Here is a 9703-nt window from a genome sequence, read left to right on the forward strand (position 1 = left end):
CATGGGACGAATCATCACGACGCTTGACCAGATTTTGCGCGCCAAGGTTCGGTTGCTGGAAAACCCACCCCGCATGGGGGCTCGCGTGGAAGGCGGCTACCTGCATTGGCAGGTGGGCCGGTACCGGGAAAAGCTGTTCCGGGTTGGGCCGGGGGGCGTGGGGCGCAAGCAAATCTGGGTGCCTGAGTTTGAAGCTGAGCAACACAACCTTGTTCTGAACCAAGCGTACGACAGCCTCATCCCCCAGCATGGCCTGGTCCCCCTGAACCGGTACGCCGCTGTGGGGACCGGCTCCACGGCTCCCGCGCCGACCCAAACGGGGCTGGTCAATGAAGTGGCCCGCACCGGTACTGTACCGGGCGGCGAGTCGGACCAGGTCCTTTATATCAGCCCCGGCGTTTACGACATACGCCGGGTCAAGGAGTTCACGGAAGCCCAGGTGGGGGGGCGGAACCTGACTGAATGGGGATTTTCCCCGGTTTCTTCCGCCGGGAACAACCTGATGTGCCGTGAGCTTTTCCGCGACGGGAACGGAAACCCCGTTGTTTTGACGCTTGATGCTGACCAGCGCCTGCGGCTCATCTACACCCTGCGAATCACGCTGACCCCGGTTACGCCACAGGCGGTAACGGTCAACATTGCCGGGGTAGGGACTCGTACAGGGCAGTTTATGCTTACTGGCCATCTTAGCACAAGGACAGATACGGGTGGCTTTATAACGATAGACCATGGCGGGATAGCGTTCAATTCCTTTTCTGAGGGCGACCGGCGCGGTGACCTTTTGGCCCTTTCCGTTTTTGCCGCAGGAAGCAGATTGGGGTATACTCCCGACCTGTTTTTGTCTTCCAACGCCGCCCCCCTGACCTATCTCCACACCACGGAAATGCTGGGTGGCAATGCCGCCCCGAACTTTAAACAGCTTTCCTACCTTCCACCGTCCGGTAGAAGCCGTTCCGCCTATGTCCTGGTAGCCAACACGGAATGGGTGTTCACCTTCCGAAGCATCTGCCTCCGGGCCACTACAAGCAACTATCACTATTACACCCCCACCATTAACCTAGTGCTGGATTTTGGCCAGGAGTTTACCAAAGACAATCTTAACAAACTTCTCATCGGCAACTGGGTGCTTACTTGGGGGCCGTGATGATCCCGACTTGGCGCACCCGCACCCTAGTTGTCCCCTCCCCCGTGGGAGTCCCCGAGCCGCCCCTTGGGGTCTTCCCCTCGGGGCGAGAAAGCCACCATCACGTGGCCGGGGAGGTGCGGGGTGCCCGGGCTGTTTACGGAGATCTGAATGCCTTCGCGTGGTACTACGGCGGGGGCTATCTGACCTTGAACCGAGGCCGCAAACGGATTGCCCGCACCGCCCGGGGAGGTGAGGATGCCAAGCGGAGGCAAGGATAAGCTCCTTTGGCTTGGCCTGGGCGGGGTGGCCCTCCTGGCCCTGGCCGGGGGGCGGGCCGCCGCGGCTTCACGGCCCAGGGGAGGGTTCTCGGGATCACCATCCTGCCCCTACCCTCCTTCCGACCCTCCACTGGACAAAACGCGCTGGGACCTTATAGACCGCATTTACGCCCGGATTGTGGAGGCCAATCCCGCTTTGAGGTCGTCCTGCGGGGACTGCGGGGGGCGCTCCCTAGCCGCCATCGTGGCCGGCGCGTTGGCCCAGGCGGAGGGCATGGGGGTCCCCCCGGACCTGGTGGTGGCGGTGGCCTGGCGGGAAAGCCGCTTTAACCCTTACGTGGACCGGGTGACGGAGGCCCTACGCCTCAGCAAGGACGGGGCCAACTGCGCCTCGGGGACGGAGATTGGCCCCATGCAGGTGAAGCCCTGCGCCTTCCGCACCGTGGGCATGGACCCCACCCTCCTCCTCAACATGCCCACGCCCTCCCGCATTCAGTACGCGGTGGCCGCAGGGATCCGGTACCTGCGGTGGTTGAAGGAGACCCGCCTTCCCGGCTCTACCTGGTGTGACGTTCTTCACGCCTACAACGTGGGGCCGGGGGCCTTCCTCTCGGGAAAGCGCAACCCCGCCTACGTCCAGGCCGTCCTGGCCAAGGCGGCGGAGTACTCGGAGCTTAGGGTATGATGGGGGTTCTCCTCTCCTTCCTGGCGGTGGCCGCGGTCTTTGGGGCTGCGGGGCTCTGGTACTGGATGGGATTTGTGCTGGCCATCCTGGTGGTCCTGGGGGTTTTTGAGCTGGCCTCGGTGCGGGCCCGGGGGAAGACCCTTTCCCAGGAGTTCAAGGAGTTTGCCGAGCGCAGGCCCATTTGGGCCGGGGTCATCATGGCCGTTCTCTTTGGGGCCCTCGGGTGGATCGCGGCTCATCTCTTCACGGGGGTTTAGATGTTGCCGATAGGGCAAAAGGTATGTACCGTGCGCAGGCGAGACCCCAAGACCGGGCGCTTTGTCTCCACTTGCGACGATCCGCAAAAACCCGAGTCCAGGGTGGTAGACGATGTGCGGGTCCGCTTTCAGGCTACCTGTGATGCCTCGGGACAACCTTCGGATGTGCGGATCCTCTCCATCTCTTCTCCTGCCCTACTGGAGGCTAGGAGAGCCCTAAGGAAGGGGGAGATCTCCCGCGAAGAGTACGAGGCTTTTAGGGAAGCCCTGAAGGAAGAAGTGGCTAAAGACCTTCGCAGGGAGCTTTCCCGTTCCCTTGCCTTCAAGCTTGAGGGCTCCATGCGTTCAGATTTGGGCCGCAAAGCTGCGTCCACCAGAAAGCGTAAACAGGCCGCCCTCTCGGAAGCCGAACGTCGCAAGGCCCGGGACATGGCGGAGGCCCTGGCCCAGAAGATTAAGGCCCTGGAAGCTGCTCCCCCCAAGAACCCTAAAGAAAAGACCAGGTGGCAGGCTAGGCTTAAGCGCTTGAGGAAGGCCAGGGACAAGCTTTTAAGGATTGCCCAGGGTAAAGCCTACAAGTGGCCCTCCCCCTCGGAGATGCGTTAAGGTGTCAAATAGGTGTCAAAGGGCAATCCCCCGGGCTTGAGAAGGCCCGGGGGATTGCGTTCTGGACGTGGTGGGCGGCGCAGGACTCGAACCTGCGGCCTCTCGCGTGTGAGGCGGAAAAAATCCATTCTGCATCCTCCGGCACCGCACGGAAACGCCCTTCCTCATGATGACTATCATCCGGTATAGCACGGGCTCTTCCCCCCTGCTTCGGGTCCAATAGCCCCCCAAATGGCCCTCCTCTTTCTGGTCCCTTTCCAAGCCCTTTCTGGTAGCCTTGCAAGAAGGAAGGGGTCAGAACCGCTTGGGTAGCCCGGCCTGCTTCAGGACACCATTGGCGGTATGGCGGGACAGGATTTTGCCGTCTACCACGAACTTGCGCCCGGTGAGAGGGCTGTACCAGATTTCGTGGTCCCCCTTCCCCTGACGGACAAAGTAACAACCCGCCTCCCGGAGAAGGCGCTTGACCTCGGGGGCGTAATCCGCCATAGCCCTTAGGCGGGGGTGAGGGCTTGGCGGGCCTCGAGGTGGAGCTCCAAGGGTAGGGCCAGGGGAAGGCCGTTCTCCTCCAGGAGCTCAGGCACCATCACCCTGAGCTTGAGGAGGAGGCCATCAAGGTCTTGGGCCTCGGTTGCAAGCCCGGGCACATCCGGGGACTCTGCTACCCACACCCCAGCCTCCTCATCCCAGAAGGCGCGCACGCGTACGGGGGTCATAGCCGTATGATACCGCGCGAGGGCGGTGTATAATGCAAGTGATGCGGCCCTTCCGCCAAAGCCCGGAAGTGATTCTCTGGGCGGCTTTTGCCCCTGCACCGCCTAGGTGGGCTTGGCGGCTTTGGAGCAGGGCCTTCCGCGGCCTCCCCTCCCCTGAGGAGCGCTTCACCGTGGTGCGGGTAAAGGGGGACTTCGCCGCTTTGCGGGAACAATGGGCCAGGAAGCTCCTTCCCGGCCTTGGGGGGAGGGAGCGCGAAATCTTGAGGAGGCTCCTCCCCTACCTGCCCGGCGCGGTGGAGGGTGAGCGCATCTTCAGCGTCCTCCCCCCGGCCCGGCTGGCAAGCGCCCCTGGGGCCATCCGCCTTCTGCTCAATCCGGGAGGGGGCATAAAGCTGGCCCTCCTGATAATCGCCAGCACGCTGGCCTGGGCATTCCTCCTCGTGCTGGCTTGGCTTAGTCCAGAACCGCGCGGCGCGCGGTTTACGCAAGAATGCGAAAGCCGCGGGCCTCCCCTCAAAACCGAGCTTCTCGTGGTCAAAACTGTCGCCCAGCAGAACGCCCCTGGTGCGGCCTAAAGCGTTGGCGTAGCGGCCAAAGGCTTTAGGCCCGGTTAGCCGCGCCCCGAGCTAACCGAGGAGCACCAGGGGCAAAGCATGATTGAGCTGAACGAACTCCCGCATCTTTTGACGGTGAAACAACTTCGCGAGGTGGTAGGACCGGAAATCTTGGGCCGGGACGAGGCTTATCGCCTTGCCCGCGCCTACGGCCTGAAGCTGGGGCGCAAGCTGGTAGTCCCCCGCCGGGTGGTCGTGGCCCTGCTTGAGGGTGAGCTGAAGCCCCCCAGCGGGGGGCGCGGGTAGGAGGGCCGCGATGGCACAGGCTGAGGCCATTTTACTCGCGGCCTTGGGCTACGCCCGGCTGGGCTACAAGGTTTTGCCTTTGGCCCCGGGGGAGAAGCGCCCCCACGGGGGCTTGGTCCCCCATGGGCTAAAGGATGCCACGGCTGACCCCGCCATCATCCGGGCCTGGTGGACCCAGGAGCCTCGGGCAGGGGTGGGCCTCCTGGCCCCGGAGAATGTCTTGGTCCTGGACTTTGACTTGCCCGAGGCTTGGGAGGCCCTACGCAGGGAGCACCCGGAGCTCCTCCAGGCCCCACGGCAACGAACGCCGGGGGGCGGGGTCCACCTCTTCCTCGCGCTCCCCCCCGGCCTGGAGGGGGCCTTGAGCGCCTCCGTGAGGCGGCTGGAGGGGGTGGACCTCCGGGGCATGGGTAGGGCCTATGTGGTGGCCGCCCCTACCCGCTTGGCGGATGGCCGGGGGTACGCCTGGGAGGTGCCCTTGAGGAGGCCGGAGGAGCTTCCCCTGGTGCCCTCCGGGCTCCTCCAAAGGCTCTTGCCGCCGCCCCCTCCCCCGCCCCGGGAGGTGGAGCTGGGGGCCTCGCCAAGGAGGTTGCGGGCGATCCTCGAGGCCTTCGCGGATCGGGTGGCCGTCGCCCACATAGGGCAAAGGCACCTCACCCTCATCGCCTATGCCCGGGCCGCTGGGGGCCTCCTCCCCCACGGCCTGGACCCCAGGGAGGCCGAGGAGGCCCTAGTGAGCGCGGCCCTGCAGGCGGGGCTTCCCGAGCGGGAGGCACGGGAGGCGGTGCGGTGGGGCCTCGAGGTGGGAGCCCAGGCCCCCCTCCCCCTGGAGGGGCCCGGGGGGTTTTGGAACACCCCAGGGTTTTGGAACAGGGGGGTGTACCAAAACTTTAGCCCTTCGCTATCGCGAAAACCCGGTTTTGGAACACGGGAGGTAAAGAGTGAGGGGGAAAGGAAGAGGCCTACCCTCTCCTTCCGCCCCAGGCTGGGGGGGTGGTCCTGATGGGGCTCAAGCGCATTGACCTCACCGCCCAAGTGGAGCCCATCCCCTGGGCTTGGGAGGGGCTTCTGCCCAAGGGCTTCGTGAGCATGGTGGGGGCCCTGCCCGGGGAGGGGAAGACCGTCCTCCTCACCGCCTTGGCCTGGCAGGCCACCCGCCCCCAGGGGGAGCTCCTGGGCCGGGCGGTGGAGCCGGGTCCCGTGGTCTTCTTGGACTTCGACGCGGCCACCGGGGACGGGCGGGCCACCCGGAGGTGGCTTGAGGCCCACCAGGCCGGCTTCCCGGATGGGGATATGGGCAAAATCACCCTCCTGGAGCCGGACGGCGATACCTACGGCCTGGGGGAGAAGGAGATGGAGGAGCTGGAGGGGGTGGTGCGGGAGGTGGGGGCCGGGCTGGTCATCCTGGACAGCTTCATGGCCGCCTTCCCCTTGGATCCGGTGAAGCTCCACCAGGTGCAAAGCGCCATGTGGTGGCTTCGCCGCCTCGCCTTGAGGACCGGGGCGGCGGTGGTGGTGGTGGACCACTTGCCCAAGCCCGTGGGGGGTGAGCGGGCAGGGGCTCGAGGCCTCCTGGGCTCCATCGCCAAGACCGCCCAAGCCCGGGCGGTGCACATCCTGACCCGCGTCCCACCCGCAGAGGTGCAGGGGCGGCATGTCCTGAAATGGGAAGTGCTCAAGAGCTCCTTCGCCCCCATCCCCGAACCCTTCGGCGTGGAGCTCATCTTCAGCCTGGGGCGGGTGGAGGTGGCCGAAACCCCCTTGCCGGAGGGCACGGCCAACCCCAAGCGGGACAAGGCCCGTCAAGCCATGCTGGAGCTCCTGAACGCCCAAGCCGGGAGCCTGGTGCCCAAGGCCGAACTGGTCCAGGCCGCGGTGGAGGCGGCCAACATCGCCCGCAAGACGGCGGAGCGCTACCTGAAGGAGCTGGCCGAGGAGCTTGCCTTGGAGAAGGTTCACCTCCCCGGCCAGGGGGCCCCGGTAGCCTACCGCCTCCGGGATGCCTCACTCTATAGGGAGGATGTTCCAAAACCCCAAGAAAGCCCTTCCTCATCGCAAAAGGTTTTGGTACAGGGGGGTGTTCCAAAACCTTCGCCTGTACCAAAACCTGACCCCCTGGAGGAGCAGATATGGCACCCCTAAACCTTCTGGTGGAAACCCTCGCCCAGGCCCAGTACCAGGCCATCCGGGGCGGCCAGGGGGTGGGCTTCTCCCCCGCACCGCCGCCTGAGCACCGCCCCATCCTGGTCGCCTGGAGGGATGGCCTCCCCCACGGCCTGGAGGAGGGGGAGCGCATCCCCGCCAAGGAGCTCCTTCGGCTGGAGCGCCTGGCCTGCACCCTCCTGGCCGCCCAGGGGGGGCTCCCGCCCCTGACCTGGGCCACCTTCTACTACCTGGACCGCCATGAGCCTGAGCGGGTTCTGGCCCCTCGGGAAAACCTCCTCCCTCATCTGCGCTGGAGGGCCAGGAACCTGCCTGCGGCCCGGAGGGTCCACTTGGCCGCTACGGATGCAAGCTTCCTCCTGGACCTCGAGGCCCCCTTGGAAGCGTTCTTACAGATAGAGGGAAGCGGCCTGGAGCTCTACGCCTGGCCGGAGGAGCGCCTGCGGGAGTACCTCCAGGCCGCCGCTAGAGGCCGGGCACCCCAGCAAGCCACCCTGGAATGGCGCGGCCAGACCTACCGGGGAACCTGGGAGGAGCTCGCCCAGGTAGTGGGGGCCATCCGTAAGGTGAAGCTGGTCATATGAGCCTTGTAATGCCTGTGCTTTTCCAGGAAACCTCCCCCGGGGCAACCCCCCGGGGGGGTCATGACCACAGGGAGGTGAAGAATGCCCTTCCCCGCGAAGAAGGTGAACGACCTAGGCCGCGCGGCAAGCGCCCTGCGTAGGGCGCTGAAGACCGCCGTAGGGCTCCTTGATGACCCTGACCCTCAAACCCGGCTTAGGGCGGTGCACGCCGTAGCCCAGGCCGCTACCGCCTTGGCGCGGGTCCATGAGGCCAGGGAGCTTGAGCAGAGGGTGGCCGAACTTGAGGCCGCCGTGGAAGGCCTCGCTAAGCCGCAAAGGAGGACCGCATGAAGCGCAAGCTGGAGAAACTACGCCAAAGCCTCGAGGCCCGCTTCCGCGAGGAATGGACCCGCCTGTTCGCCCTCGCGGCTGAAGAAGGCGGCGATGACGCTGTCCAGGCTCTTCAGGCTTTGATGGAGAAGCACCCCAAGGCCCTGAGGGCGGATGAGTACGCGGTAGCCCGCCGCCTGGAGCTTGGCCGGGAGTACCTGGCCTTGAGCTTCTGGGCCATGGCCTACTGGCCTGGGGAAACCGCCCTCACTTCCCCCTCCCGCATCCCGCTTCCCCCCATGAGCAGGGAGAAGCTTGGCCGCTTGCGTGCGTATCTGGCCGCCGTACCCGCCCAGGCCCCTGAGGAGCAGGCCGTGGTCCAGGCCCTCCTTGGAGTGGTGGCCCTGGCCTTGGCGGTCCACCGCTACCACGCCGGGGAAAACCCCGCCCCCCGCATCCGGGTCATCTACGAAACCCCGGACGATGGGGGTGATGCACCATAGGTAGAAAGCGCCGGGGCGAAAACTCGGATTTGGCACGCTATGGAACGGAATCCGCCCCCAGCGCGGGGCGGATTTCGTCCCGCTATGTCCCGCTTCCCCCTGGGGGGCTGTCGTGCGCGAAATCATACTTTCGCGAAGAACCTATGTGGGGGCTACCCACATAAACCCGGAAGGTCTAGGATGAGGCTATGCCAAGAGGGGAGCATTTGATACGGAACCGCCCGCCCAAGGAAGTGCTGGCCGCGCGGCTGGGCCAGGAGCCCTTGGGTCCGGGGGAAGCAGGCTTGAGGACTTATGTTCGCGGGGAAGAGGCCGCCTTGCGCCTGTTCAAGGCCCTTTCCGCCAAGGAGCGGGGGGCCGTGGTCAAGGCAGGCCTCGAGGCCCTGGGCTACCTGGAGGTGAGGGATGGCGCGCGGGAAAGGTAGCGGGAGCACTTACTACGACCAGGCCAAGGGGAAGTGGGCGGCTGAAGTGAAGTGGATTGACCCCGCCACGGGGCGGGTGCGGAAAGTGAAGCGGTACGCCGAAACCCGCCGCGAAGCGGAAAAGCTCCTAGCCGAGCTGGTAGACCAGAAGGCCAAGGGCCTCCTGGCCGAGCCCTCCAAGCTCACCACGCGGGAGTTTGCCCAGGAGTACCTCAAGCGCTTAGCCCGTGAGGGGTTGCGGCCAAACTCCTTGCGCCTTGCCAAGGATGAGCTGGCCTATGCCCTCCCCTCCCTGAAGGAGCCTGGGGCCCACGACCCCATAGGCCGCATGCGCCTCCAGGAAGTGAAGCCCGCCCACATCCGCGCCGTCCTGGATGACCTCCTGGAGCAGGGCTATGCCCCCAGGACCATCCGCCGGGTACACATGCGCCTCAAGGCCCTCTTCCGCGAAGCCCTCCGCCTGGAGCTGGTGGCCCGCAACCCCGTGGAGGCGGTGAGCCTCCGCCTCCCTCAAGGGGAAAGGGCGGCCCGGGCCCTGGAGCCCCACGAGGTGGCCCGCCTCCTGGAGGAAGCAGGGCGGTCCAAGAGCCCCGATATGGCCCTCCTCCTTCGCCTCATGCTGGAAACCGGGCTACGCCGGGGGGAGGCCCTGGCCCTCCAATGGCGGGACATAGACTTTGCCCGGGGGGAGCTCAGGGTGTGGAGGGCCTGGGCCAAGGTAAACGGCAAGGCCACCTTCACCGGGCTCAAGACTCCCACCGCCAAGCGGCCCGTCCCTGTCCCCCTCAAGCTCCTCGCCCTCCTGGAGGCCCGCCGTCAAGAGCTCCTGGAGCGCTTGACCCCGGAGGAGCTTGCGGAAGTCTTCCTCTTCGGTGGGGACAGGCCCTTTGACCCCGATGCCTTCAACCACTACCTTCGCCGCTTGGCCCAGAAGGCGGGGCTAGGGAGGGTGCGGGCACACGACTTGAGGCATACCTGGGCCTCCCTGGCCCTCTCCCGGGGCGTCCCCCTGGAGGTGGTGAGTGAGCGCCTGGGCCATGCCAACCCCAACATCACCTTGGGCATTTACCGCCATCTCCTGGAGGAGGAGCGCCGGGGCTATGTGATAGACCTGGAAGACCTCCTAAAAGGCCCTGGAAACAGACCCCAAGCCTGAGCCCAATAGCCCCCCAAATGGCCCTCCAAAGCACT

The 9703-nt window shown here is 65.7% G+C and carries 16 protein-coding genes and 1 tRNA gene; 14 read left to right on the top strand and 3 right to left on the bottom strand.

Translation table 11 applies throughout. The features are described from left to right. Position 1 precedes the first annotated feature (1 nt). From L1087_RS02160 to L1087_RS02180, 5 genes are read left to right on the top strand one after another with little or no spacing between them, the layout of a single operon-like run. Entirely contained in the window at positions 2 to 1144 is a 1143-nt protein-coding gene (locus L1087_RS02160) for a hypothetical protein (protein WP_234557423.1), read from the top strand. Next, positions 1144 to 1404: a hypothetical protein gene (locus L1087_RS02165; protein WP_234557425.1), complete on the top strand. Its 261-nt coding sequence runs from the start codon at positions 1144 to 1146 to the stop codon at positions 1402 to 1404. The genes L1087_RS02160 and L1087_RS02165 overlap by 1 nt, the downstream gene beginning before the upstream one ends. Continuing rightward, positions 1382 to 2089 (top strand): lytic transglycosylase domain-containing protein, encoded by a 708-nt coding sequence (locus L1087_RS02170; RefSeq protein ID WP_234557427.1) that lies wholly within the window; start codon positions 1382 to 1384, stop codon positions 2087 to 2089. Before L1087_RS02165 ends, L1087_RS02170 begins: the two co-directional genes overlap by 23 nt. Beyond that, entirely contained in the window at positions 2086 to 2346 is a 261-nt protein-coding gene (locus tag L1087_RS02175) for a hypothetical protein (RefSeq protein ID WP_234557429.1), read from the top strand. Before L1087_RS02170 ends, L1087_RS02175 begins: the two co-directional genes overlap by 4 nt. Positions 2347 to 2376: 30 nt before the next feature. After that, positions 2377 to 2952 (top strand): hypothetical protein, encoded by a 576-nt coding sequence (locus L1087_RS02180; protein ID WP_234557431.1) that lies wholly within the window; start codon positions 2377 to 2379, stop codon positions 2950 to 2952. Positions 2953 to 3020: 68 nt separating this feature from the next. Here L1087_RS02180 and L1087_RS02185 read toward each other — a convergent pair. The 3 genes from L1087_RS02185 to L1087_RS02195 all read right to left on the bottom strand — a co-directional run bounded on the left by L1087_RS02185 (position 3021) and on the right by L1087_RS02195 (position 3668). Further along, positions 3021 to 3102 (bottom strand) — tRNA-Val (locus L1087_RS02185). A 144-nt stretch (positions 3103 to 3246) separates the two neighbouring features. Continuing rightward, the gene (locus tag L1087_RS02190) at positions 3247 to 3441 is read right to left on the bottom strand and encodes a type II toxin-antitoxin system HicA family toxin (protein ID WP_234554523.1); all 195 of its coding nucleotides are present in this window, start codon (positions 3439 to 3441) and stop codon (positions 3247 to 3249) included. A 5-nt stretch (positions 3442 to 3446) separates the two neighbouring features. Next, positions 3447 to 3668 (bottom strand): DUF1902 domain-containing protein, encoded by a 222-nt coding sequence (locus tag L1087_RS02195; protein WP_038043060.1) that lies wholly within the window; start codon positions 3666 to 3668, stop codon positions 3447 to 3449. A 41-nt stretch (positions 3669 to 3709) separates the two neighbouring features. Between L1087_RS02195 and L1087_RS02200 the strand changes: the two genes are divergently transcribed. The 9 genes from L1087_RS02200 (at position 3710) to L1087_RS02240 (ending at position 9668) form a co-directional block, all read left to right on the top strand. Next, positions 3710 to 4243, top strand: a complete 534-nt coding sequence (locus L1087_RS02200) for a hypothetical protein (protein ID WP_234557433.1) — start codon at positions 3710 to 3712, stop codon at positions 4241 to 4243. Positions 4244 to 4321: 78 nt separating this feature from the next. Further along, entirely contained in the window at positions 4322 to 4528 is a 207-nt protein-coding gene (locus L1087_RS02205) for a hypothetical protein (RefSeq protein WP_234557435.1), read from the top strand. Between the two features lie 10 nt (positions 4529 to 4538). After that, positions 4539 to 5531, top strand: a complete 993-nt coding sequence (locus tag L1087_RS02210; protein ID WP_234557437.1) for a bifunctional DNA primase/polymerase — start codon at positions 4539 to 4541, stop codon at positions 5529 to 5531. Further along, positions 5531 to 6670, top strand: coding sequence for an AAA family ATPase (locus L1087_RS02215; protein WP_234557469.1), 1140 nt, complete (start codon positions 5531 to 5533; stop codon positions 6668 to 6670). Before L1087_RS02210 ends, L1087_RS02215 begins: the two co-directional genes overlap by 1 nt. Then, complete coding sequence (locus L1087_RS02220; protein ID WP_234557439.1) at positions 6658 to 7275, top strand: hypothetical protein; 618 nt, start codon at positions 6658 to 6660, stop codon at positions 7273 to 7275. The genes L1087_RS02215 and L1087_RS02220 overlap by 13 nt, the downstream gene beginning before the upstream one ends. 81 nt (positions 7276 to 7356) lie before the next feature. Beyond that, complete coding sequence (locus tag L1087_RS02225; RefSeq protein ID WP_234554939.1) at positions 7357 to 7605, top strand: hypothetical protein; 249 nt, start codon at positions 7357 to 7359, stop codon at positions 7603 to 7605. After that, positions 7602 to 8087 carry a hypothetical protein gene (locus tag L1087_RS02230; protein ID WP_234557441.1) on the top strand — a complete coding sequence of 162 codons (486 nt, stop codon included), beginning with the start codon at positions 7602 to 7604 and terminating at the stop codon, positions 8085 to 8087. The genes L1087_RS02225 and L1087_RS02230 overlap by 4 nt, the downstream gene beginning before the upstream one ends. 206 nt (positions 8088 to 8293) lie before the next feature. Then, positions 8294 to 8512: a hypothetical protein gene (locus L1087_RS02235; protein WP_234557443.1), complete on the top strand. Its 219-nt coding sequence runs from the start codon at positions 8294 to 8296 to the stop codon at positions 8510 to 8512. Then, the gene (locus L1087_RS02240) at positions 8493 to 9668 is read left to right on the top strand and encodes a site-specific integrase (RefSeq protein ID WP_234557445.1); all 1176 of its coding nucleotides are present in this window, start codon (positions 8493 to 8495) and stop codon (positions 9666 to 9668) included. The genes L1087_RS02235 and L1087_RS02240 overlap by 20 nt, the downstream gene beginning before the upstream one ends. The last annotated feature ends 35 nt before the right edge of the window (positions 9669 to 9703 follow it).

The sequence above is a fragment of the Thermus tengchongensis genome (assembly GCF_021462405.1).
Taxonomy (GTDB): Bacteria; Deinococcota; Deinococci; order Deinococcales; family Thermaceae; genus Thermus; species Thermus tengchongensis.

Bases quoted from the DNA above. Each gene is read 5' to 3' on its own strand.
- L1087_RS02160 (WP_234557423.1), top strand. From the start codon at position 2: ATGGGACGAATCATCACGACGCTTGACCAGATTTTGCGCGCCAAGGTT.
- L1087_RS02165 (WP_234557425.1), top strand. From the start codon at position 1,144: ATGATCCCGACTTGGCGCACCCGCACCCTAGTTGTCCCCTCCCCCGTG.
- L1087_RS02170 (WP_234557427.1), top strand. From the start codon at position 1,382: ATGCCAAGCGGAGGCAAGGATAAGCTCCTTTGGCTTGGCCTGGGCGGG.
- L1087_RS02175 (WP_234557429.1), top strand. From the start codon at position 2,086: ATGATGGGGGTTCTCCTCTCCTTCCTGGCGGTGGCCGCGGTCTTTGGG.
- L1087_RS02190 (WP_234554523.1), bottom strand. From the start codon at position 3,441: ATGGCGGATTACGCCCCCGAGGTCAAGCGCCTTCTCCGGGAGGCGGGT.
- L1087_RS02195 (WP_038043060.1), bottom strand. From the start codon at position 3,668: ATGACCCCCGTACGCGTGCGCGCCTTCTGGGATGAGGAGGCTGGGGTG.
- L1087_RS02200 (WP_234557433.1), top strand. From the start codon at position 3,710: ATGCGGCCCTTCCGCCAAAGCCCGGAAGTGATTCTCTGGGCGGCTTTT.
- L1087_RS02205 (WP_234557435.1), top strand. From the start codon at position 4,322: ATGATTGAGCTGAACGAACTCCCGCATCTTTTGACGGTGAAACAACTT.
- L1087_RS02210 (WP_234557437.1), top strand. From the start codon at position 4,539: ATGGCACAGGCTGAGGCCATTTTACTCGCGGCCTTGGGCTACGCCCGG.
- L1087_RS02215 (WP_234557469.1), top strand. From the start codon at position 5,531: ATGGGGCTCAAGCGCATTGACCTCACCGCCCAAGTGGAGCCCATCCCC.
- L1087_RS02220 (WP_234557439.1), top strand. From the start codon at position 6,658: ATGGCACCCCTAAACCTTCTGGTGGAAACCCTCGCCCAGGCCCAGTAC.
- L1087_RS02225 (WP_234554939.1), top strand. From the start codon at position 7,357: ATGCCCTTCCCCGCGAAGAAGGTGAACGACCTAGGCCGCGCGGCAAGC.
- L1087_RS02230 (WP_234557441.1), top strand. From the start codon at position 7,602: ATGAAGCGCAAGCTGGAGAAACTACGCCAAAGCCTCGAGGCCCGCTTC.
- L1087_RS02240 (WP_234557445.1), top strand. From the start codon at position 8,493: ATGGCGCGCGGGAAAGGTAGCGGGAGCACTTACTACGACCAGGCCAAG.